The 22,346-nt window shown below is 37.8% G+C and carries 21 protein-coding genes; 9 read left to right on the top strand and 12 right to left on the bottom strand.

What is annotated here, in order from left to right; genetic code table 11:
• Nucleotides 1-384 precede the first annotated feature (384 nt).
• Together HRT50_RS05625 and HRT50_RS05620 are read right to left on the bottom strand one after the other, a co-directional pair.
• Nucleotides 385-1,056 (bottom strand): GNAT family N-acetyltransferase, encoded by a 672-nt coding sequence (locus tag HRT50_RS05625; protein ID WP_291612195.1) that lies wholly within the window; start codon nt 1,054-1,056, stop codon nt 385-387.
• Nucleotides 1,057-1,227: 171 nt separating this feature from the next.
• Nucleotides 1,228-1,620, bottom strand: a complete 393-nt coding sequence (locus HRT50_RS05620; RefSeq protein ID WP_291612193.1) for a DUF3192 domain-containing protein — start codon at nt 1,618-1,620, stop codon at nt 1,228-1,230.
• A gap of 192 nt (nt 1,621-1,812) precedes the next feature.
• Between HRT50_RS05620 and HRT50_RS05615 the strand changes: the two genes are divergently transcribed.
• Nucleotides 1,813-2,181: a hypothetical protein gene (locus HRT50_RS05615; protein ID WP_291612191.1), complete on the top strand. Its 369-nt coding sequence runs from the start codon at nt 1,813-1,815 to the stop codon at nt 2,179-2,181.
• A 19-nt stretch (nt 2,182-2,200) separates the two neighbouring features.
• Here HRT50_RS05615 and syd read toward each other — a convergent pair whose 3' ends face one another.
• The gene (gene syd / locus HRT50_RS05610; RefSeq protein WP_291612189.1) at nt 2,201-2,797 is read right to left on the bottom strand and encodes a SecY-interacting protein; all 597 of its coding nucleotides are present in this window, start codon (nt 2,795-2,797) and stop codon (nt 2,201-2,203) included.
• 55 nt (nt 2,798-2,852) lie between these two features.
• Between syd and queF the strand changes: the two genes are divergently transcribed.
• Complete coding sequence (queF, locus tag HRT50_RS05605; protein ID WP_291612187.1) at nt 2,853-3,713, top strand: NADPH-dependent 7-cyano-7-deazaguanine reductase QueF; 861 nt, start codon at nt 2,853-2,855, stop codon at nt 3,711-3,713.
• A 93-nt stretch (nt 3,714-3,806) separates the two neighbouring features.
• Here the strand turns inward: queF and HRT50_RS05600 are convergent, their stop codons facing one another.
• The gene (locus HRT50_RS05600) at nt 3,807-5,639 is read right to left on the bottom strand and encodes a M61 family metallopeptidase (RefSeq protein ID WP_291612185.1); all 1,833 of its coding nucleotides are present in this window, start codon (nt 5,637-5,639) and stop codon (nt 3,807-3,809) included.
• A gap of 255 nt (nt 5,640-5,894) precedes the next feature.
• On the opposite strand from HRT50_RS05600, the gene HRT50_RS05595 reads away from it, so the two are divergent.
• The 6 genes from HRT50_RS05595 (at nt 5,895) to HRT50_RS05570 (ending at nt 14,467) form a co-directional block, all read left to right on the top strand.
• A complete protein-coding gene (locus HRT50_RS05595) occupies nt 5,895-7,505 on the top strand; it encodes a GGDEF domain-containing protein (RefSeq protein ID WP_291612183.1) in 1,611 nt (536 codons plus the stop codon).
• Between the two features lie 93 nt (nt 7,506-7,598).
• Nucleotides 7,599-8,945, top strand: a complete 1,347-nt coding sequence (ppnN, locus tag HRT50_RS05590; RefSeq protein ID WP_291612181.1) for a nucleotide 5'-monophosphate nucleosidase PpnN — start codon at nt 7,599-7,601, stop codon at nt 8,943-8,945.
• Between the two features lie 2 nt (nt 8,946-8,947).
• On the top strand, nt 8,948-9,820 hold the full coding sequence (gene xni / locus HRT50_RS05585) for a flap endonuclease Xni (protein ID WP_291612179.1): 873 nt from the start codon (nt 8,948-8,950) through the stop codon (nt 9,818-9,820).
• A gap of 20 nt (nt 9,821-9,840) precedes the next feature.
• Complete coding sequence (locus HRT50_RS05580) at nt 9,841-10,266, top strand: DUF3192 domain-containing protein (RefSeq protein WP_291612177.1); 426 nt, start codon at nt 9,841-9,843, stop codon at nt 10,264-10,266.
• A gap of 305 nt (nt 10,267-10,571) precedes the next feature.
• Nucleotides 10,572-11,579, top strand: a complete 1,008-nt coding sequence (locus tag HRT50_RS05575; protein WP_291612175.1) for an isocitrate dehydrogenase — start codon at nt 10,572-10,574, stop codon at nt 11,577-11,579.
• 566 nt (nt 11,580-12,145) lie between these two features.
• Nucleotides 12,146-14,467 carry a methyl-accepting chemotaxis protein gene (locus tag HRT50_RS05570; protein WP_291612173.1) on the top strand — a complete coding sequence of 774 codons (2,322 nt, stop codon included), beginning with the start codon at nt 12,146-12,148 and terminating at the stop codon, nt 14,465-14,467.
• Nucleotides 14,468-14,582: 115 nt separating this feature from the next.
• Here the strand turns inward: HRT50_RS05570 and rlmM are convergent, their stop codons facing one another.
• From rlmM to HRT50_RS05550, 4 genes are all read right to left on the bottom strand, one after another.
• Complete coding sequence (gene rlmM, locus HRT50_RS05565; RefSeq protein WP_291612171.1) at nt 14,583-15,689, bottom strand: 23S rRNA (cytidine(2498)-2'-O)-methyltransferase RlmM; 1,107 nt, start codon at nt 15,687-15,689, stop codon at nt 14,583-14,585.
• 78 nt (nt 15,690-15,767) lie between these two features.
• A complete protein-coding gene (locus HRT50_RS05560) occupies nt 15,768-16,208 on the bottom strand; it encodes a DUF423 domain-containing protein (RefSeq protein ID WP_291612169.1) in 441 nt (146 codons plus the stop codon).
• Nucleotides 16,205-16,975: an alpha/beta family hydrolase gene (locus tag HRT50_RS05555; protein ID WP_291612166.1), complete on the bottom strand. Its 771-nt coding sequence runs from the start codon at nt 16,973-16,975 to the stop codon at nt 16,205-16,207. The genes HRT50_RS05560 and HRT50_RS05555 overlap by 4 nt, the downstream gene beginning before the upstream one ends.
• Nucleotides 16,975-17,907, bottom strand: a complete 933-nt coding sequence (locus tag HRT50_RS05550) for a transcriptional regulator GcvA (RefSeq protein WP_291612164.1) — start codon at nt 17,905-17,907, stop codon at nt 16,975-16,977. Before HRT50_RS05550 ends, HRT50_RS05555 begins: the two co-directional genes overlap by 1 nt.
• A 320-nt stretch (nt 17,908-18,227) precedes the next feature.
• Between HRT50_RS05550 and HRT50_RS05545 the strand changes: the two genes are divergently transcribed.
• Nucleotides 18,228-18,515 carry a hypothetical protein gene (locus HRT50_RS05545; protein ID WP_291612163.1) on the top strand — a complete coding sequence of 96 codons (288 nt, stop codon included), beginning with the start codon at nt 18,228-18,230 and terminating at the stop codon, nt 18,513-18,515.
• A gap of 278 nt (nt 18,516-18,793) precedes the next feature.
• Here the strand turns inward: HRT50_RS05545 and kdsA are convergent, their stop codons facing one another.
• The 4 genes from kdsA to HRT50_RS05525 all read right to left on the bottom strand — a co-directional run bounded on the left by kdsA (nt 18,794) and on the right by HRT50_RS05525 (nt 22,297).
• The gene (gene kdsA / locus HRT50_RS05540; RefSeq protein WP_291612161.1) at nt 18,794-19,636 is read right to left on the bottom strand and encodes a 3-deoxy-8-phosphooctulonate synthase; all 843 of its coding nucleotides are present in this window, start codon (nt 19,634-19,636) and stop codon (nt 18,794-18,796) included.
• A gap of 108 nt (nt 19,637-19,744) precedes the next feature.
• Nucleotides 19,745-21,022 (bottom strand): DUF819 family protein, encoded by a 1,278-nt coding sequence (locus HRT50_RS05535; protein WP_291612204.1) that lies wholly within the window; start codon nt 21,020-21,022, stop codon nt 19,745-19,747.
• Between the two features lie 26 nt (nt 21,023-21,048).
• The gene (locus tag HRT50_RS05530) at nt 21,049-21,870 is read right to left on the bottom strand and encodes a tetratricopeptide repeat protein (protein WP_291612159.1); all 822 of its coding nucleotides are present in this window, start codon (nt 21,868-21,870) and stop codon (nt 21,049-21,051) included.
• A gap of 61 nt (nt 21,871-21,931) precedes the next feature.
• A complete protein-coding gene (locus HRT50_RS05525; protein ID WP_291612157.1) occupies nt 21,932-22,297 on the bottom strand; it encodes a SirB2 family protein in 366 nt (121 codons plus the stop codon).
• Between the last annotated feature and the right edge of the window lie 49 nt (nt 22,298-22,346).

Below are 22,346 nucleotides of genomic sequence, written 5' to 3'. Positions count from 1 at the left end.
AGTAAGTCCTTATGTCGCTGCAATTCCATTTTAGCAACATTGCATCTTCCCTAACCACGTTACAAGTAACGCTGAAGCCCCCTGCTCCTTGTCTTCCTGACACGGTTAATAATACACGTAAATCTTAGTTATCGAGGCTGGTTAACGGCCACTATTAGTATGTAAAAAAAATGTAACAAGTGAGAATAAGAATAACTCAATAAAAATCAATCATATAAAAAATTAACATTCTCGATTTCAGCAGGGATTGCCAATATGTCTCACAGTGACGTAAGACATGTCTCACAAAAAAAATAGCACTTTATCGGTGCTATTTTTTATTGGGGAAGTAAACAGGGGGAGATAAGGCTAAATATAGCCCTAGAGTAAGTCAATAAAGTGCAGTTATTCCGCTTTATCTCGATAATGAACCATGACAGAGCCACAAACATTTCCGACGGTGACTTCTTTTACCGTTTGATAATCAACATGTTTAAAGAACTCTTTAAATTTTCCTGAGGTAGCATAAACGGCAACCCCTTCACTATCTGGGTGTTCATCTAGCACTGTATTAACGGCGGCCATTAAGTAATGGCCAAAACCATGCTGCTGATGTAAAGGGTGAACAGCAATAAATGATAGAAAATGGAAAACCTTCATTGGTACTGCTGCCAATACGGTTTGCTCTTTTTGCATCATTTGCTTAGTACTAAAGTAACCAGAATTTAGCAGCATTTTAAGGCGCCAATGCCAAAAACGATCACTTGCCAACGTTTCATCTGGGCTGTTAATACAAGCAACGCCAACCATGGCTTCTCCAAGATACAAGCCAACCATGGGTTGTTTTGCTTGCCAAAAAGCATTTAGCTCTTCTCGAATAGCACCACGAAGGCGCTGTTCATAATCTTCTTTATCACTATTAAATATTTCTAAAAAAACAGGGTCATCATGATAGGCTTGATACAAAAGTGACGCGGCTAACTTTAACTCATGAGCACTTAAATACGTTGCTCGAATATTAACGTCTTGATCTAGGTTACTATCAACATTTTTTTCTACCGATACTGTTTCACTCATTATCTTCTCCTACTCTGACGGCGGATTATTTTTTAATCTAACAGTTCACCATAACAGCATAATTTAAAGTAGGTCAAATATAATGAGTTTAAACACTCATGATGGCCATCTTTTTTACATAAAAAAATACCCCGCTAAGCGAGGTATTTAGGGCTAAATAGCAGTAACTAATTAGTTTGCTTTAACCTTTTGAGTTTTCGAATAATCTCCACCATTACCCGTCTCTATTAACTTACCATTAATAAATTGTAAGTACGTACACTCATCTTTTGTGGTTAAACCATCTTTATGCTTTCGTTGAGTACGATAATATAAAACGCGTACCGTGTTATCACCGTCCGTATAAGTCTCAGAAAAATCAGCAACGCCTAACTTTTCCTGCATATCCATAAAAGAGCTACCTAGTTGTACTTTGGCAATTTTCTTACGGTTTTTGTAAGTTCGGTCTTCACTATCGCTGACAAAACCATGGTCAATACCGTCATCGTTTATTTTTATAACACAACCAGATAATGTCATGGCTAGTGGCGCTGCAATGAGTAAAGCAAGTATTGATTTTTTCATGTTTATCTTCCCTAGAGGTATAATGTAATAGTTATAATTTTTCTTTACTAATAACAGCAAAAAACAAGCCAACAACCTAAGTCGTTGAATTAAATTATTTTAAAAAATAAACTTTATGAAGTTAAAGACATTTTTAGTTATATTGGCTAAAATATAGTTAAATTAATTTATTATTTTTAATCAGTAAGTAAAATGACAATTATCGATGAAATTTTGACCTGTGCCAATCAGCTTGCCAATGCAGGAAAAAAGCCAACAGTGGCATTAGTAAAAGGAAAGCTGAGTCAAACTGTGCCATTAGCCACTTTAATAACCACCTTAAAAAACTGGCAGCACCAACCCGACTTTATTACGCCAATTAATGATAAGAAGGAGCAAGTTAATCAAGAGTTATCAACAAAAGATACCTCAGCCCTAATCGACTCTCTTCTTAAAAATGGTGCAATAAAGAAGATGATTCAACAGTCATTGGCGCAAGAGTTAACAGAGATGAAAAATGACTTAGCAGAAGTAAAAATTCTCATACTAAACTTAACTGAGCAACTTAATCAAAAGAGATAACCTTTTAGTTATTTAATTGCTACTCATTAACTAAACTCTTTGGTGTTAACTGAGCGATAAAGCTGGCTAATGAATCACTGAGTTTTTTATGTGGTTTACAGCCAACACGTTCCACCCAAACTTCGCCATTACTATTATCAACCGATATAATCATATCTTCTTCATCGGTAACAGCAAAGAAAACAGTTTCAGCTTGCTTCAATCTTTGCTTCATTAAAATATGACCAATGATATTTTCCTGTAATCGGTCAAAATCGTCCCTATTCCAAGCAAAAAGAAGTGACAACTCTCCTTCCTCACACACGGCTTCTATATCACCACTGAAAATAGTAGTGAAATAGGTCTTAATATCCTGATGCAGTGTCAGATCTAATGCCGACTCAACATTGTTAAAAGAGAGAGTTTCAGCATTTTGATCTGTTGCTGGCTCATCTTTCATAGCAACGGGTTGCCAATAATGGTGACTGTTGTCATGTGGACCGACTTCACAAGGAGATAGCCACTGTTCATCATGCTCCCTCGTAGGTAAGTGTCCAAGTTGCTCTATGTGCTGTTGACTAAAGTCTTCACTAAAGTTTAAAAGTGATTGCACTAAAGTTTTATTTGTAGATGTCATATAAAGAAAAGATCCTTTAAAATAGCAAGATACTAGCTCACTACTGAAAAAATTTATGGCCAATTATCAAAATGCGACAGAACTAAGCAAGTTAACACTGGGTAAAAGTACAGAATATTGCAGCGAATATACCGCAGAATTGCTGCAAGGAGTACCTAGAAGTTTAAATAGAGATGACTTAGCACTAGAATCAAACAATTTACCCTTTGTTGGCGAAGATGTTTGGTATGGCTATGAGCTTTCATGGCTCAATGAGAAAGGTAAGCCGGTAGTCGCTGTTGCTGAGTTTCGCTTTGCTTGTACCAGTGACAATATTGTTGAATCAAAGTCCTTTAAGCTGTACTTAAATAGCTTTAATCAAACGCGCTTTGCCAGCATTAAAGAAGTAGAACAAGTATTAACGAAAGATCTATCAAAAATTGCTGGCTCGCCAGCGAAAGTAAGTTTATTTGGTGTCGATCACTGTCCCGCTTTAGTGATTGCTAAAAACTTAGACAATTGCTTTTGTATCGACGGTGAAGATATCAGCATCGATAGCTATCAATATGATGCTCAACTACTGATACAAGCGCAGGAAAAAGGAGACAGTGCTCAAATTGAGGAGCATTTAGTGAGTCATTTATTAAAATCAAATTGTTTAATAACCAATCAGCCCGATTGGGCAAGTATTTATATTCACTACCGTGGTAAAGCCATAAATCATGCAACACTATTAAAGTATTTGATTTCCTTTCGCCAACATAATGAATTTCATGAGCAATGTATCGAAAGAATATACTGTGACTTGCAACAATATTGTCAACTTGAAGAGCTAACCATTTTCGCACGCTACACTCGACGTGGAGGTTTAGACATCAACCCGTTTAGAAGTAGTAATATTGAGCAAGCTCCCTTTGCCAGAACCTTGCGTCAGTAGCCTTTATACCTGCCTTTCTACATCCCTGCAGAAAAAAGCATTAAGCATTAAAACGAAATTATTTTATCGTTTTAATGCTTGCTCTGTTTATTATTATTTTTTTTCTGGAAAATCAATTCCTGTCCATGCTTTGAAAAAGGCTTTTTGTGTATTATTAGCTTTCTTCATCGGAATTATTTTTAACTTGTTTTTAGCAATGCTACCGAGTTTTATCGCAGCCGTTGCTAACTTATCTCGGCGAAAATATGTGATTTCAATGGTTTGCTCCGTTTTAAAATCTTTTAAACGATTTAGCAGATCTTTTTCTACCATGCGTAAGCCATCTACAGCGACAATAACATCCTCTGTAGTTAAGCCAGCATGCCATGCCGGACTATTCTTCTCTACCGAAGTAATCACTAAACCATGAGTACCTTGTTTAGTTTTAACGCCAGTCCATACTTTACTTTGTTTACTCGACTTGTCATCGCCATTTTTGGCATAACTCATTTCAAGACCGGCTTGAGCCAATAATGGGCTGAAGTCAATATTAGCTGTGCCGTGAATATTGTCTTGCCACCAAACTTGATAATCGCTAGCCGTAATTTGTTTTAGTATAGTGAGTACATCAGCTTCTTTATAACTTTGTGGTAAGCGATGTTGTTGATATAACTGGTTATGCACATTACGATAACTTTTGCTTAAATCAGTTTTAGTTAAAATATCAAAATCGAGTAACCAAGAAGCTAAAAATCCCTCAGCATAAATATTTACACTATGATTATTTCCGTAATCGCCCCCCTCGCTAATCCAAGCATCAAAACTTGCCTGCGCCACGCTTTGGCTAGTTTTTCCAGGTTTGTGAATATGTGCAGTAATACGTTTAGCCAGTGCAGTAAAAAACTCATCTGTCGTCATCAAGTTACCGCGTAATAGCAGTTGGTATTGTAAATAGCTTGTTGAGCCCTCTACCAGCCATAACAAGTTAGAATAGTTTTCTTGCTGATAATCATAAGGCACAATACCTTGAGGACGGTACTGTTTTACATTCCAAGTATGAACAAACTCATGGGCAGCAACGGCAATAAAGCTAAGGTAATCTTTACGGGTCGAAAATTTGAAGCGCGAGCGTTGAATAATAGTTGAATTAACATGCTCTGTTGCGCCGCGAGCACCGCTGGTTGCATGCACCATAAATACATAACGCTTAAAAGGGTAGTCTTGCCAAATATGCTTACTTTGTTTTACTAAAACTTGTAAGTCTTCTACCATTTTAGCACTGTCATAATTACCTTGCCCCCAGATAACCAATTCATATTGTCGATTATCAACACGAAATTCGTGGTGCTCGTTAATACCACTTTCAATGGGTGAGTCAATTAATTGGTCATAGTTACTGGCAATAAACTGATGACTATTATCACCTGCTTCAAGGCCAGAGAAACTGCGCCACAATTTAGGTACCAAAAGCTGGACAGTATGTTCTAAATCTCGACTGGCTTCACTGTACATAACCACGGCAGAGCTGTCTAAAAAGGCATGACTATCATCAATGTGACGAGTTCTCTTTGCTAGTTCATTGGCATAAACTTGATAAGTTAAATGCACTTTTTTATTTTTGGTGCCACTAACTTGCCAGGTATGTTTATCAATTTTACGCCAGCTAAGTACATTACCTTGGCTATCTGTAGCATTAAAATCACGAATGCCATTCGCTAGGTTTAGCGTCTGATATCGTCCGGTTCGCCACGTAGGTAAATAAAAATCGACCTGTTCTATATTATTTTTGCCGAATTGAAGTTCTACTTTAGCTAGATGATGCTCAGGTTGATCTATGTTAATGCTAACTTTTACGCTCGCATAAGCAGATATTAGTTGTGCAAAAAATAAAGATATTGCTATTATTAATTTGGTTTTATAGTTAAACACGCAAGTAAGTTCTCTCATTATTGGTAGACAAAGTACTGCCTTAAGATTTAGTTATTTTAACAACGAAGAAATACTCAATGCTATTAAAAGTTAACATCAAGTAATAAAAGTTGCTTTTTTTTCACATCAAGATTGATAAATAACGTTTTTATGGTATAAATTGTCTTATACTAAGAGCAAGTTACACGCCTTAAACTATTTCAATGGCGAAACAATAAACAAAGTAAATTACTTAGTACTAGACCTCACTCGACATTAGGATGAATCGGTTTTATGAATGACAGTTCTGTTGCCCAAAAGCAACTAGTTGCATTAAAAAGAAAGCTTGATGCCGCAATTGAGTCTCGAAGTTTACTAGAAGAAGATTTTAATCTGCAATCAAGTCTGCTAATTCAATTCATTGCTAAACTATCCCTCGTTTCCAAAGGTGTTGATCTTGAATTAGACAACCGCTTAGCTCAGTTAAGAACGTTATTCACCAAATCGGCTCCCATTAGCGATATAGAAGCTAAGATTGCTGTTATAAGTAAATTATTACAGCAACACAGCGTAACCAATGAGAAAAATATTTCTCATATGCATGAACAATTTAACCTAGCAGGTGAGAATTTACAGAAGATCAATGGACTACCGGGTGATTTACGCAGAGATCTGCGGGCGTTGTTAACCAAAACAAAACAAAGTAAAGACGCCTTAATCCAATATATTCCTTTACTAAGTCAATTATTAGCTTTTTATGATCACGCGCTAAAAGCCAAAAACGGTTTACCTAAGCAAGGCCTTTTACAGGCGCCTCAACTAACATCACCAGTTGCTCAGTTACCTAATGAAAATGAAGTCGCTATTTTTGACGCCAGTATTCTTGAAAAAATATCGGTATCACTTAGCTCTTTGCCATTATCGAAAGTACATACCAATGAGTTATTAGTGATTAAGAAAAAGCTAATGACTGATAAGTCAACTGATGAAGTACTCAATCACCTTATCGATATATTTGATGTCATAGTTGCCGACTTTAAAGATGAACATAATAGCGCAAAGAGTTTTTTAACGAATTTAAGTGCGACACTAACAACGGTGCAAAGCGCAGTAAAAGAAACGATAGTTACGCAAAAAAAATCTCAAAAAACCAATGAAAAAATCAATCAGAAATTACAAAGTCAATTGATTGATATGACGGGCACAGTAGAAAAAGCATTATCATTAAATCAAGTTAAAGAAGATATAAATGAAAAGCTACAGTTTATCGCCAGCACATTGGAGCAAAAATCAAAGTTTGAGCAACAAAGTCACCAAGAATTAGCGGATAAACTTAATGATATGTCTGCAAAAGTAGATCAACTAGAAGCGCAAAGCAGAATATTCGAAGAAAAGCTGATAGCGCAACAAAGAAAAAGTATGCTCGATGCGCTGACAAAATTGGCAAACCGAGCTGCCTTTGATGATTACTTTGCTAAAGCAATGGTACGTTTTCATCATAAGCCGTTCCAGCTAGCGTTAGTGGTGCTAGATATTGATGACTTTAAAAAGATTAATGACACCTATGGTCATACGGCTGGCGATAAAACGCTGCAAGTCATTGCTAATACCATTGTGAAAAATGTCAGTAAAGGGGTTTTTGTTGGCCGCTATGGTGGTGAAGAGTTCGTCTTAATTTATTCTAAAACCCAAGAGAAAGCCTTAACCCTAGAGCTAAATGCGCTGAATAAATACATAGCTCGGCTACCTTTTAAGTTTAAAAATAATAAGGTAAGTATTACCCTTTCAATTGGCGCGACCCATATAAAATCGGATGATAACATCCATATTGCTTTTGAACGTGCCGACCAAGCAATGTACAAAGCAAAAAAACAAGGTAAAAACCAAGTTATTTACGTTAAGTAACTAAAAAAAACAGTGACTTAAGTACCGCTTTCAATACCTCAAAAACAGCGATATTTTCATAATAATTGATAATCAGCATAAAAGGAGTGAGTTATGCATACTCAAATTAACCCTGTTGGTAATATGAACTTGCTTTCACAAGCCGAAGTAGATCAACTGCAGAAATCTGTTAGTAGCCCTTTATATACACTTTACCGAAATTGCTCTCTCGCCGTACTTAACGCAGGTTCAAATACTGATGATGCCGAAGAGATATATCAAGAATACCTTACCTTTGAAATACAGGTATTAAGGCGAGAACGTGGCGTAAAGATTGATTTAAAAAATCCTCCCACGCATGCTTTTGTCGATGATAAAATTATTCGAGGCATTAGAGAACATCTTTCCGCTGTATTACGCGACATCCTCTTCCTTCATAGCCGTTACAGAGCAATGCCAAGCTCGTCAGAAGCTATTACTGATGCAACCTTCGATATCCTAAGAAATGCCAATGCTATCCTACCCGAGACCGAGCCTAATCTAGTGACCTGCTGGGGCGGTCACTCAATCAAACACAATGAGTATAAATATACTAAAGCTGTCGGTTACCAACTAGGTTTACGAGGTTTTAATATATGCACCGGTTGTGGCCCTGGGGCCATGAAGGGCCCAATGAAAGGCGCTACTATTGGTCATGCTAAACAACGTAATAAAGAAGGCCGCTATATTGGCTTAACCGAGCCAAGCATTATTGCGGCTGAGCCGCCAAACGCCATAGTGAATGAATTGGTCATTATGCCGGATATTGAAAAGCGTTTAGAAGCCTTTGTCCGTATGTCACATGGCATAATAATTTTTCCTGGCGGCGCAGGGACTGCCGAAGAATTGTTATATATTTTAGGTATTATGCTCAACGAAAAAAATGCTGAACAGCAATTACCTATTATTCTTACCGGTCCGGCAAGTGCCATTGAGTACTTTAATGAAATAGATGCTTTTATTGGCGCTACCTTAGGTGAAAAAGCACAATCCTTGTATCAAATAGTGGTTGACGATGCTGTTAAAGTTGCCCAAGTGATGAAAGGCGGCCTAGATAAGGTACTTGCCCACAGAAAAAAAACCGGCGATGCTTATCACTTCAACTGGTCACTTTTGATAGCCGAGGACTTTCAACACCCCTTTGAGCCAACCCATGAGAATATGGCCAACCTAACCATTAGCCATGAACTTTCTACGGCTGAGCTAGCGGCTAATCTACGCCGTGCTTTTTCGGGTATAGTGGCAGGTAACGTAAAGTCAGGTGGCATCAAAGCCATCCGAGAATTTGGCCCTTTTGAAATATCAGGGGATAAAAAAATAATGGCATTAATGGATAAGCTACTTGCTTCCTTTGTAAAACAACAGCGGATGAAATTGCCTGGCAGTGAATATATACCCTGTTATAAAGTGATTGAGGGTTAACATTGGCCGCTCACTTAATACTTATTGATGCGCTAAATTTAATTCGTCGTGTGTACGCCGTTCAAGAGCGTCCCTTTATGCAAATAAAACAGCAACACGGCGATGAATTATCAACTAGCACACAAGAGCAGGTACTCTTTAACACGCAAAAAAACTGTGTAAATGCCTTGGTTAAGATTATCAACCAGCATGAACCAAGTCATGCGCTAGCTGTTTTTGATAGTCAACAGCCCTGCTGGCGTTACCAGCTTTTCGACGGTTATAAAAAAGGCCGAAAAAAAATGCCTGAGCACCTTGCACAGAAACTGACAAGTATTCAAGACGCTTTTATGGAGCAAGGTGTCGATTCACTAACCTCTGATGAAGATGAAGCGGATGATCTTATTGCTACCTTAGCGGTAAAGATGGCATTTCATGGACAAAAGGTAACTATAATTTCCACAGACAAAGGCTTCCTGTCTCTACTTAGCCCTAATATTTACCTTTATGATTATTTTAATCGCCGTTACTTAGATGAGGAACATGTGCAAAGTAAATTTAATGTTAAGTCTTCGCAGCTGATAGATTTTTGGACGTTAACGGGAGATAACACCAATAAAATTGAAGGCGTAAGCGGTATTGGCCAAGTTAATGCGGCTAAATTACTTAACCAATATGGTTCATTAAAGGCCACACTTAACGCCACAGACCTAAAGCCATCGCTTAAAGAGAAGTTAATAAATAGCACTGAGCAAATGGATTTAGCCAGAAAACTACTAACGTTAAAACAAGATATCCCTTTAGGATTTAATTTAAAAGATATCCGCTTAACTACGTCTTCACCTATCCCCGGAATTAATGATAATATAATTGCCATTAATGGCGATAGAAACTAAATGCAGAAAGATAAAAAACTATGAATAAAAAAGTAATCGGCCGAATTTTACTTGCGCTTGCAGTTTATGGCATATTTGTCGCTCTTGTTGTCACTTTTTACGATGACAGTCCGGATAAAATGAAGTGGGATGACAGAGAGGCGTATAACCGTCAGTTCATTGCTAAGGTTAAATTGGAACAATTCACTTTTGAACAAGCATTAACTCAGTTAGGTAGCCCTGATATTACCGAGGCGAGAACGGTTGATGAGGTTAGCTATCAAGTGATGTTTTACCGTACTCAGCATGTAAAATCTGATGGTATTACCACACAAGATGAATGCACCTTCTTGCTCTTTGTTAACGGCATTCTCAAAGAAATTGGTTTAGGTGATAATTACCCTGAGCAATGGGGCATCATTAAAAACCACCTTAGCATAGGTAACAACCTACCCATTATAGACTAAAGTCAAATTGATACTGACTTAGTAACCCTCTACTATCATTAGTTAACTTGTTAGTCCTGCAAAAGACACTACTCTTTTGCAGGTAACAATAAAAACATTCAAGCTCGCATACATAGCATTTCCATGATATAAAACGCCCAATTACGCACTGAGCGGACCACTTAGTTCCTCAGTTTTAACTGAGTGAATTTTCACTCAGCTATGTATTATGCATTTAATAAATATATGTCGTTGTTAAATAAATATAAGTAGACGACGTATTATTTCAAAGACTTCTTTCAAAATATGATGACAAGGTGAACTTAATGACTAAAAAAACCATCACGGTAATTCCTGGCGACGGTATAGGTCCGAGCATTATTGATGCCACTATTAAAGTATTGGATAAAGCAGGTTGTAATTTTGAATATGAATTCGCAGATGCTGGCTTAACTGCCTTAGAAAAGCATGGTGAATTAGTACCAGAAGAGACAATTAAGCTAATAGAAAAAAATAAGGTTACCTTAAAAGGGCCGTTAACGACCCCTGTTGGCGAAGGTTTTACTTCAATCAATGTAACCTTGCGTAAACAATTTAAATTATACGCAAACCTTCGTCCGGTATTGTCATTTAAAGGCACTAAAGCACGTTATGAAAATATTGATATTCTAACCGTACGTGAAAATACCCAAGGTATGTACTCAGGTGTCGGCCAAATCACCTCCGAGGACGGTACAGAAGCGCAAGCGATGAGTATCATTACCCGAGATGGTGCTGAAAAAATATTAACCTTTGCTTATGAAACTGCTCGCAAAGAAGGTCGTAAGAAGGTCACTGCGGTTCATAAAGCAAACATTTTAAAATCAACTTCAGGCTTATTTTTAAAGGTTGCCCGAGAAGTTGCTCAGCGTTACCCTGATATTGAGTCAACGGAAATGATTGTCGATAATTGCTGTATGCAGTTGGTGATGAACCCTGAGCAGTTTGATGTCATAGTAACAACGAACCTATTTGGCGATATTTTATCTGATTTATGTGCAGGTTTAGTGGGTGGTCTTGGTATGGCACCAGGCGCTAATATTGGTGAAGACTGTGCAATTTTTGAAGCTGTACATGGTAGTGCACCTGATATTGCTGGTAAAAACTTAGCTAACCCAACGTCGGTGATCTTAGCGGCAATTCAAATGCTTGAATACTTAGAGATGAGTGATAAAGCAGAAAAAATTAGAGCGGCTATTACCGATGTTATTGCCTCGGGTGATAGAACAACAGGTGATTTAGGCGGTACTCATGGTACTACCGACTTTACTGATGCTGTGCTTGAAAGACTGTAAATTTCGTATTTAAGTTTACCCCTGATCATAGGAGAGATAAACAAAGTAAGCACAATAAAAACGACCGATATTTATAAATTTAAGTATTGGTCGTTTTTTATCATTATACAGTCTCTAACCGCTATCACTTTTACCTTCCTATGTAGCCTCAAACCAGCGTAGAACATACTTATATAACTGTTATTTTCCACCTCCTTAACAAGTGCAGTTCATGCACTACACCGATTTTCAGCTAGCTAAAGTAATTCAAGTTTTATAAGAATTATTCATTAATTTTTTGTCTGCGTCGAATTCACTTACGATAGGAACTTTGCAAAGTATCTATCGCGACTTCAATAAGCTTATTACCTCTTAAGCCGAGTCAAGGTTTATTAAAAATAGCATCTTGCATGCTTTGTTACAGTTTCATGACAAAAACATAGTGTTTTTATTACAAACTGAAGATATAACAGACAGCAACTTTTCCATTACTCGGCTATACTTCCCAACACACCAAATACGAATAACAATCACTTACAAGATTGCGTAATTCTTCACTCCATGGAAAGTGAACTAAAGGACTTCTCATGAAAATCAAACATAAACTATTATTACAAGCGGTATTACTTGCACTAATTCCAGCAACAATCATTGCCATTGCCATCACGTGGCAAGCAAACCAGTCTTCATTTTCGGCGTTAGAAGAAAAAACCAAAGGACAATTAATCTCTCTCAGAGAACTAAAAAAATCACAAATAGATGACTATTTAAAGTTGGTTACTGGGCAAGTATCCACACTAGCTAAAAACCATTCGGTAAAAAATGCAGCGACTAGTTATATAAAAACATTTAAGCAACAGTCAATTTCGCCAACAGAATTAAGTGCTGCCGAGATGACATTACAACAATATTATCAAAATGAATTTACCCAGACATTTAATGAAAAAAATTCTGAAAAAGCCTATGCCAAAGGCAAATTCTCACAGCTAAGTAATAAAGCAAAATATTATCAAGCTAAATACATTGCTGATAATCACTTTGAGCTGGGAAATAAAGACAAATTATTAAATGCTGGTGATTCTGCTTATGATCAAAGCCATCAGCAATACCATCCAATGTTCCGTGAGTATTTACAACAATTTGGCTACTATGATATTTTCATTGTAGATGCCCAGTCTGGTCATATTGTCTATAGTGTTTTCAAAGAGCTTGATTATGCTACTTCCTTAAAGTCTGGCCCTTATGCAAATTCAGGTATTGCTAAAGCTTTTAAAAAGGCATTAACCCTTAGAGGCAATGATACTAGCGCTCTAGTTGATTTTGAAGGTTATTATCCATCATACGATCAAGCAGCTTCTTTTATTGCCTCACCAATAAGAGATAATAATGGCGTAGTCAATGCGGTATTAATTTTTCAAATGCCTATTGATGGCATTAACAAAATAATGACCAATAATAACCAATGGCAGCAAGTTGGTTTAGGTTTATCTGGAGAAACCTACTTAGTTGGCTCTGACAATAAATTACGCAGCGAAAGCCGCTTTCTAATAGAAGATAAAGAAAGTTACTACAAAGCACTTGCAACAGCTTCTCATCAACCTAACCTTAACAAGATAAAGGGTTATGGCTCTGCCATCGGCCTACAATTTGTAGAAACCTTAGGCACACAACGAGCATTAAGTGGCAGTACTGATTTTACTCAATTTATTGATTATCGTGGTGTCGAAGTGCTATCTGCTTATACACCGATAAAATATGGCGAATTTACCTGGGCATTGATGGCAGAGATTGATGTTTCAGAAGCTTTTTCCGCTGCAACAAAGTTAAGTAATAATTTATTATTCAATTGTTTAATTCTATTAGCCATTATTGCTCTGATCAGCATTATTATCGGCCTAATAAGTACTAATAAATTAGTACAACCGATTAACTCACTAGTCGCTAGCATTACTAACATAGCGCAAGGTGATGGCGATCTTACCGCCAAGCTTGATATAGCAAAACGCTCAGATGAAATTGGTGATATAGGTAAAGCCTTTAACCAGTTTGTCAGTAAAATTCGTCATATCATTATTGATATTGATCATCATGCCGTACAACTGGCTTCTTCATCTGAAGAATTATCTGCCGTGACCTTAGAAAGTAATAATATTGTGGTATTACAAAAAATAAAAACTGAGCAAACTAACCAAGTGATGTCTGAGTTTGGTGCTAGCATTAATGAAATTGCCGATAACTCCTTGCACACAGCCGAGCTAACCAATGAGGCGAGTGGTGAGTCTTTGAGAGTTGCCGATCTATCAGCGAATGCCCATTTAGCAATTAATGAGTTAGGAGAGTCAGTTAGCAGCGCTGCTAAAGAATTACAGCAGCTTAATAGTCAAGTTGAAGATATTAGCTCGGTATTGAGTGTTATTGATAATATTGCCGAGCAGACCAATTTATTAGCCCTTAACGCCGCTATTGAAGCTGCGCGTGCTGGTAAATCTGGCAGAGGATTTTCAGTGGTTGCCGACGAAGTACGAACGCTAGCAGGTAAAACACAAGAATCTACCATAGAAATTCAAGAGAAAATTAAGCGCTTAAAAGCATCATCTAGTCGGTCTGTTGCTGCAATGAAAAATGCCTCAGAAGAAGCTAATAAGGGCATAAAACTGGTGATGGAAACAGCGAGAAGCTTAAAAAACATTTCAGCGTTAGTTTCAAATGTTAGTAGTAAAAACAGTGCAAATGCTACGGTAGCAAAACAACAGAGTGTCAGTGTTAATGAGGTTCATCAAAATATTATTGATATTGCCGAATATACCGATAGTAGCTCAAGTGCCGCCCAACAAACCTCACAAGCATCTGAAGAGTTGGCAAAACTTGCCGTTAATATGTCTAACATAGTGCAGCAATTTAAGTACTAGTCGCGCCCAGCGAAAACTATGGACACAAAAAAACCATCAAGCTTATTTATAAACTTGATGGTTTTATATTATTTACCATTAGATTAGTTGTTAAATGTACAAACAATACTAATAATTAATCATTTTCCCTAAGCGGTGCTGGAGAAAGTAAACGTGCATGGACAGTGATTTCTTCACGATCATAATACAGGTGCTTGGCATAAAGTTCATATTTGACATTATGTTTAACAAACGCATCTTTTATCGCCTGTAGATCATTAGTCACTTGCTGGTAACGCCCTTTCATCGGCAATTTCAAGTTAAACATCGCCTCTTTGCAATAACCTTTAAGTAACCATTCACTCATCAGCTTAGCGACTCGCTGAGGCTTCTCTATCATGTCACACACCATCCAATGGACATTGTGCTTCATTGGTCTGTATTTAAAGCCATCCATCATTTTATGCTTTACTTGACCGGTTTCCATTAAAGACTCTGCCATAGGGCCATTATCTATTGCGGTAACCATCATACCACGGCGAACTAATTGATAAGTCCAACCGCCTGGAGCTGAGCCTAAATCCACGGCGTTCATACCCGATGTTAACCGTTCATCCCACTCATCACGAGGAATAAAATATAAAAAGGCTTCATCAAGTTTCAACGTAGAACGACTCGGTGATGCACTAGGAAACTTTAATCTCGGAATACCCATTACATGGGGTGAACTATTACGGGCTAATGAAAATCCTAAAATGACTTCCTGTCCAGTAAGAAATAGCGCATGTAAAATAGCACCATCGGGGTCATCTGCTGAATTATTACTTTTCTGAGTAAGCACTTTATTTTTACGCAATGCTTGACGTAAAGGCACAGAAAGTTTTCGACAAAATTTACTTAAAGCTTTACCGTCATTATCATCAGCCATTTCCATACGTAAATCGCTATATTGCCAATCAGAGCCTAACGCTTCAATAATAGCTTCAACACGATTGTAGTCAGGTAATGCTATTGTTTCAGTTACCGTAACAAACCACTGACGAGCGAAAATAAGTCGCTTAAGCGGCAGCTTATTCATTAATTCTTCGCCATGTTTACTTTCTTGTAGGTGAAAAAAAACGATGCCTTTATTTTTCTTTAGCTCTAAATAGCCATACATTTCATTCCAAGCAGCTTTTTCTTGGATTTCTGCGCCACACTCTTTTTCAAAGCCTGGACGACAAAATAATACGATGGAAGTCATATGTTGTTTTTACCTTGTATATCTTTCGGCCAAAATAGACAGTGAGCCAAAAGAGTATTAACACTACAACGAGTGTAGTTAAAAATTATTTTTACTTTCAATTGCGAGTAATAGCCAAGCTAACGCAAACGCAATACCACCGAAGGGGGTTAACTTACCGATAAGTGCAAGTTCAAAAAATGATTTAATATATATTACGCCGCAAAAAAGCAAAATTCCGGTAACAAAAGCAATACAAGCACTAAGTAATACCTTAGAAGGCTTAGTTACTTTCAGCCAAACTAATGTTACTAATAACGCAAGTGTATGAAAAAATTGATATTGTAGTGCGGTTGCTAAGCTAGATTGTACCTTTACTGGTAATGATTGACCGCCATGAGCCAGCCAAGCGCCGAATAGTACAGAAAAACAGCCACTGATACCAACAAAAATCATCATACTTTTGAGTAAAGTACTGCTAGCCGCTAATTTTAGCTGCGGCTTCTTTATATTAGTGCTGCTTATATTAGTACTGCTCATAACTTTTCCTCATTCACGGCTTTATTATCGACAAGCACCTGATTAATAAAGTGGACAATTTCCTCAACAGCGAGCTTCATATGAGCCTGAAAAGTAAAACCTGACTTAACTCTAGGTTTGAAGCTGTGATCGCCATCGGGCAAAAAGACACACTGACAGTGCTCAGCCAGTTGATAGCTGATAATTTCTTCTTTATTTCCCAAGGTATCGCGGTCACCCTGAACAATGAGGACTGGCTTACGCGCACCAAACAAAGGTTCAAGACGAAGATTTTCTGGTTTTTTCGTCGGGTGAAACGGATAGCCTAAACAAATAACAGCAGAGATTTTATTGAGTAAATTGGCTTTTAATACCTCAGGATCCGCCACTAAACTTGCAGCTACTCTAGATCCCATTGATTTTCCGCCAATAAACAAAGGCAGACCCTTACAATTGCCATGTTTAACTACATGCTCAATAACAGCTTCATAGCAAGGTAACAACTTAGGCATTCTATCTGGGGGATATTTTTTACCCGTGAGTGCCCTTTTATCCATAAAGGGAAAATTAAAACGTATTACATTGATGCTTGCCTTATTAAGTAATAAAGCAATTTCAGCCATAAACTCGTGAGTCATATTAGCACCAGCACCATGAGCAAAAATCACCTGTGCTGTAGGGTTGTCGACAGTATCCCAAATTATATTGATATCACTGCCATCGACGCCACTTATAACTTGTGGTTTTACTTGAATATTTATTTGTCTCTTTTCTTGCATTGATGCCATTAACTTATTTGTCCATCGGTGATTTGCTCTTGCTCTGCTTCAACCATGTCTAACATCCACTTTCTAAAGGCAGCAATTTTACCATTATCTTTCTGGTTTTCACGACAGACAATAAAATAAGCATTTTTACTCACTAACACATCATTAAAAGGACAAACTAATCGTCCCGAATCAATATCGGGCTTAGCTAATACACTATAAGCCAAAGCAACCCCTTGCCCGTGTAAAGCTGCTTGTAAAACCATAGCTGAATGACTAAAAATAGGCCCGTGATTAACATTAGCTCCTTTAACGCCAACTTGTTTGAACCAGCGTTTCCAATCTCTACGAGAGGTGTCATGGAGTAAATTGTGTTTTGATAAATCATCTAATGACAACAGTGGTGGTTTACCATTAGCAGCATTTTCTTGCATTAATAATGGCGAACAAACGGGAATAAGATATTCAGTATTCAACTTATCAGCATGAATGTTTGGCCAACGTCCCCGACCATAATAGATCGCAACATCAACATCTTCGGTAAGTGAGTTCTCCGCTTGATCGACAGCTTTAATCCTAACATCAATATCTTCATGTAGAGCATTGAAGGTCGTTAACCTGGGCACTAACCATTGAATAGCAAAACTCGCTTGTGAACTGACCGTTATCGCCCCTTTAGCACCACGCGCTAATAAACGCTCAGTGGCTTCATGTATAGCGCTGAAAATATCTTTTATATCCAAATAATATGACTGCCCTTCCTCGGAAAGGAGCAGGGCTCGATTTTTTCGCATAAACAATTTAATGCCTAAATGCTCTTCTAAAGATTTAATTTGATGACTTATTGCCGCTTGGGTGACAAAAAGCTCTTCTGCAGCTCGGGTAAAGCTCAGCTGCCTTGCCGATGCTTCAAATGCGCGCAAAGCGTTTAGTGGTGGGAGTCTATTAGCCAAAATTCACCTAGAACCTTTCCATATAATTAAAAATTCGCACTTTAAAAGTGCATAAAAACCTACAAACTAAGCATAACAATTATCCATTAGTTTTTCTAATGAATAACATTAATTTAAGTCATTTTTATTTTTTCATCAACTTGCGTATTATTCACACCGTAGATGAAGGACATCATCTCAACGTTTTATGAAACTCAGGTACGGCGTGTGCTCCCAACCCACGCGCTTTATTTTGAAGAGTAAAACCAGCGCGAGAAAAGGTCCTAATAAATCTACAGGGAATAAAAAATTTATTATTAGGTTATATACAGGACATAAACATGAAACAAAGCATTAAAAAAACTAACTTACTTGTCGCATTATTCGCCACTACTTTATTGAGTACTGCAGCCACAGCTGCGCTACCAAAATCGGCACTTGTTAAAGCTGAGCCAATTAATCAAACTCAACTGACTAGTGCCGCACATAACAGCCTAAAGCTTTATTTAGCGCCAATTAAAATCAGCTTTACTCAACAGACAACAGACTCCGGCCTTGCTAAACAAAAGCAAATGGCGAACCAAAATAAGTCTGTTACCTTAACTAAAGCAAGTTTAATTGCTGAATAATTAGATTGAGCTACACTGTGATGATAGCAACATTAGCATCACAGTATTGGTTCGACTAATGTAGTTATCCTCGGCTACCAGAGCCCTTTGAAAGGTACTCTTGAGCCTTAATTAAAAGTAAACATACTAACATATTTCACAATGCTCGCACATTACTGAAGTAAGATCTTAATATTTAAGATCGACCAATAAAAAAGGTGTCCTAGGACACCTTTTTTATTGGCTGGATTATTCTTCACTCCAACCTTATTTACTCAAAGCTCGGCTAGCCCGTTAAGCTAATCTGTAATTAGTGGCTTAAAACCCTTCACTAAATCATCTATGGCTTTCATTTGAGCTAAGTAAGGTTCAAGCTTATCAAGAGGTAACGCACAAGGACCATCGCATTTAGCTGCACTAGGATCAGGGTGAGCTTCAATAAACAAACCTGCTATACCTATTGCCATGCCACTACGGGCTAACTGTGCGGCTTGAGCACGACGACCATCAGCACTATCACTGCGACCACCAGGTTTTTGTAAAGCGTGGGTAGCATCAAATATCACTGGCGCGTAACTTTTCATCTCATCCATTGCTAACATATCAACGACAAGGTTGTTATAACCATAACAACTGCCACGCTCACATAAAATAATGTTCTCGTTACCCGCTTCAGAAAATTTGGTGATGATATGTTTCATCTCATGAGCGGCAAGAAATTGTGGTTTCTTAACATTAATGACAGCACCTGTTTTAGCCATGGCGACCACCAGATCGGTTTGTCTGGCTAAAAATGCTGGTAATTGAATGACATCAACAACTTCACTTACCGGCTGAGCTTGGTAAGACTCATGTACATCAGTGATAATCGGTACATTAAAGGTTGCTTTGATTTCTTCAAAAATTTTTAAACCTTCATCTAAGCCTGGACCACGATAAGAGTTTACCGAAGATCGATTAGCTTTATCAAACGAAGCCTTAAATACATAAGGAATGCCAAGTTTCTGGGTAACTTCAACATAATGCTCAGCAATTTTCATGGCAAGGTCACGTGATTCAAGTACGTTCATACCACCAAAAAGTACGAAAGGTTGCTCATTAGCAACCTCAATACCTTTAACCGAAACTGATGTAATTGTCATAATTTAATCCTAGATATAACAAAGCGTAAAATATCACTCTATTTTACGCTTTTAGTAAAAGTCATTCAGTAGTTGTTAGCTTACTGTAACACGTTAAATAGTTAAAGATTAACTACCAATAATTCGTAATAGTTGTCCACATATCCAAGCCATGTAAGTACCTAATGCATAGCCTAGTACGGCAAGTAACACACCAACAGGCGCTAATGATGGATGGAAAGCCGAAGCAATGACCGGAGCCGATGCTGCTCCACCAATATTTGCTTTACTGCCTACGGCTAAATAGAAGATTGGAGCTTTAATCATTCTACCGACGATAAACAATAAAATAATGTGTATTGCCATCCAAATTAAACCAATAACCACGTATTTAGGTGCTTCGGCAATTTGCGTGATATCCATGTGCAAACCGATGGTGGCAACTAAAATATATAAGAAGCTACTACCCACTTTTGAAGCACCAGCATGTTCAAGCTGTCTTACTTTAGTAAATGACAATGTTAAGCCGATAGTGGTTACTACGACAATAATCCAGAATAACTTGCTGTGTAAGCTGAATTTTTTCAACTCTGGGTAGTTAAGTTGGAAAAATGGTACCAATAAGTCAGCTAAGAAATGTGCAAAACCAGCCGCACCAAAAGCGACGGCAATAATAAGCATAAAGTCTTTTAGCTCTGGCGTTCTTTTATGCTCTCGTTCATTGGCTTCCACTGTGGCAATAAGTTTGTCAATACCAGAGGTATCAGCGCCACTTTTAGCATCAATAGCCTTATGGTTAGCCGCAATATAAAGTAAACAAGCCATCCAAAGATTTGCCACGACAATATCTACAGTTACCATGATGGTAAATATTTTACCGTCGGCTTCAAAAATTTCTTTCATCGCCAACATGTTTGCGCCGCCACCAATCCAGCTACCGGCAAGTGCAGCCATACCACGCCAAACAGCTTCAGGACCGGTAACACCTATTAACTCTGGCCAAATTGCCGAGACAATTAATAAAGAAATTGGCCCACCAATAACAACGCCAACGGTACCGGTTATGAACATAATTAACGCTTTACTACCTAGCCCTACAATAGCTTTAATATCAATACTTAATGTTAACAGCACTAAACAAGCTGGTAGCAGGAAGTATTTTGCCACGTCATCAACTTTACTAACTTCGGCACTCACGATGCCAAAGGTATTTAATAGCGAAGGCAATAAGTAACACATTAATAATGCAGGTACGTACTTATAAAATTTTTGGCAAACAGAGTTTTTACTATTAGAGGTATAGAATACAAAGCCCAGAATAAGGGTCAAAATACCGAGTACTACTGCGTCATTGGTAATGAGTGGCGCATTCGCCACAATATTGTCTTGCATCATTTTACCTTTTATTTTTATTTTTGATGATGTAAAAAAAATTAGTGAAGGACGTTATTACCGACATCAATTTTTTCAAGTTGAATTTTTAATATTTTCGCTGCGGGATCTTTAGGACATTGCTCAACAAAGTATCGGTAATCATCCACCGCCACTTTAAAACAATCAAGCTGGTGGAGCAAAAAACCACGATCTCTACGTTGCAATGGGTCGTCCGGAGTTAATGACAAGATAACGTCAACACAAGTTAGCGCCTTATCAAATACCTGCTCACGAATGAGAGTGTTTTTCAGAGCAGAAAGGTGTTCAACCAAGGCGACATTATCATCTATAGCTTTTAAATCTTGCTCGCCTGGGTCACCGTCTAAGTCCTCTAAACGTATATCCAACTCAGTCCAGTCTAGTGACTCGCCCGTTACCGCATCAAAAATAATAGCGTACTGCTCATCACAGCATAGGCGCATCATAATTTTATTTGGAATAAACACTAAGTCAATTTCAAAGCCACAAGCGATAATGATCTCTTTGACCAAAGCTGCCTTAACAATGGGTGACATAGCGCGTTGATTCAAACCTTTGGCGACACTGTAAGCAGAAATAGGCCAACGAGTTTGATACCTATCAATAAATAAATGCTGAAAGTACAATTCATTAAGTAAAGCTTCAGCTTTCTCTACTGGCGATTCAATTTCACTAACGACAGCAACACACTGACTGATAATTGTTTCTAAACTATCGAGTGATGCCTCCGTTTGGTCCGGAACTTGCCCATTACCGGCAAAAATATGCTCTTCAAGTAAAACAAGTTTTTGCAGTAAATCTTTATCTACTGACTTTAATTCTGATAAAAACAATTCATTCATAACAGCTTATTACATGACCCCGTTCTTTACTTGTTTTATAGACTCTGCTGCACGCTAACAATTAGATGAAAAAAACCGACTCTCTGGTCATAGCTAGACGTACTATCAGCATTACCCAGCCGATTGCGCCGAGAAAGCCAAGGATTCTCATTGGCTTATTACGCGCTAATTTCAAGGTGTAATATCCGGTAAAGATATAAGCAAACAAAGCTAAAATCTTTTCAGCTAACCACATTTGCTCCATTGGATTGAAATGTAGCTTTACTGCCAACGAAATACCGGCAATAAGTAAAAAGGTATCAATAACATGAGGGCTAATCTTCAGCCACTTACGATCAAGCTTTTCGGATTCAATTAAAGTTAAAATAAAGCGATAAGTAAATAAAGCGACGCTTAGTACTGCTAGGGTTATATGTAAGTGTTTCAATGGTTTTCCTTTATTGCTCGCCTATAAATGTGCAAGCTTAAGTTATCAA

The organism is Colwellia sp., assembly GCF_013215345.1.
GTDB lineage: Bacteria > Pseudomonadota > Gammaproteobacteria > Enterobacterales > Alteromonadaceae > Colwellia.
This window is presented reverse-complemented; position numbering and strand designations above follow the sequence as displayed.

Excerpts from the sequence above, each read along its gene's own strand:
- HRT50_RS05625 (WP_291612195.1), bottom strand. The coding sequence starts at position 1,056 with ATGAGTGAAACAGTATCGGTAGAAAAAAATGTTGATAGTAACCTAGAT.
- HRT50_RS05620 (WP_291612193.1), bottom strand. The coding sequence starts at position 1,620 with ATGAAAAAATCAATACTTGCTTTACTCATTGCAGCGCCACTAGCCATG.
- HRT50_RS05615 (WP_291612191.1), top strand. The coding sequence starts at position 1,813 with ATGACAATTATCGATGAAATTTTGACCTGTGCCAATCAGCTTGCCAAT.
- syd (WP_291612189.1), bottom strand. The coding sequence starts at position 2,797 with ATGACATCTACAAATAAAACTTTAGTGCAATCACTTTTAAACTTTAGT.
- queF (WP_291612187.1), top strand. The coding sequence starts at position 2,853 with ATGGCCAATTATCAAAATGCGACAGAACTAAGCAAGTTAACACTGGGT.
- HRT50_RS05600 (WP_291612185.1), bottom strand. The coding sequence starts at position 5,639 with ATGAGAGAACTTACTTGCGTGTTTAACTATAAAACCAAATTAATAATA.
- HRT50_RS05595 (WP_291612183.1), top strand. The coding sequence starts at position 5,895 with ATGAATGACAGTTCTGTTGCCCAAAAGCAACTAGTTGCATTAAAAAGA.
- ppnN (WP_291612181.1), top strand. The coding sequence starts at position 7,599 with ATGCATACTCAAATTAACCCTGTTGGTAATATGAACTTGCTTTCACAA.
- HRT50_RS05580 (WP_291612177.1), top strand. The coding sequence starts at position 9,841 with ATGAATAAAAAAGTAATCGGCCGAATTTTACTTGCGCTTGCAGTTTAT.
- HRT50_RS05575 (WP_291612175.1), top strand. The coding sequence starts at position 10,572 with ATGACTAAAAAAACCATCACGGTAATTCCTGGCGACGGTATAGGTCCG.
- HRT50_RS05570 (WP_291612173.1), top strand. The coding sequence starts at position 12,146 with ATGAAAATCAAACATAAACTATTATTACAAGCGGTATTACTTGCACTA.
- rlmM (WP_291612171.1), bottom strand. The coding sequence starts at position 15,689 with ATGACTTCCATCGTATTATTTTGTCGTCCAGGCTTTGAAAAAGAGTGT.
- HRT50_RS05560 (WP_291612169.1), bottom strand. The coding sequence starts at position 16,208 with ATGAGCAGTACTAATATAAGCAGCACTAATATAAAGAAGCCGCAGCTA.
- HRT50_RS05555 (WP_291612166.1), bottom strand. The coding sequence starts at position 16,975 with ATGGCATCAATGCAAGAAAAGAGACAAATAAATATTCAAGTAAAACCA.
- HRT50_RS05545 (WP_291612163.1), top strand. The coding sequence starts at position 18,228 with ATGAAACAAAGCATTAAAAAAACTAACTTACTTGTCGCATTATTCGCC.
- kdsA (WP_291612161.1), bottom strand. The coding sequence starts at position 19,636 with ATGACAATTACATCAGTTTCGGTTAAAGGTATTGAGGTTGCTAATGAG.
- HRT50_RS05530 (WP_291612159.1), bottom strand. The coding sequence starts at position 21,870 with ATGAATGAATTGTTTTTATCAGAATTAAAGTCAGTAGATAAAGATTTA.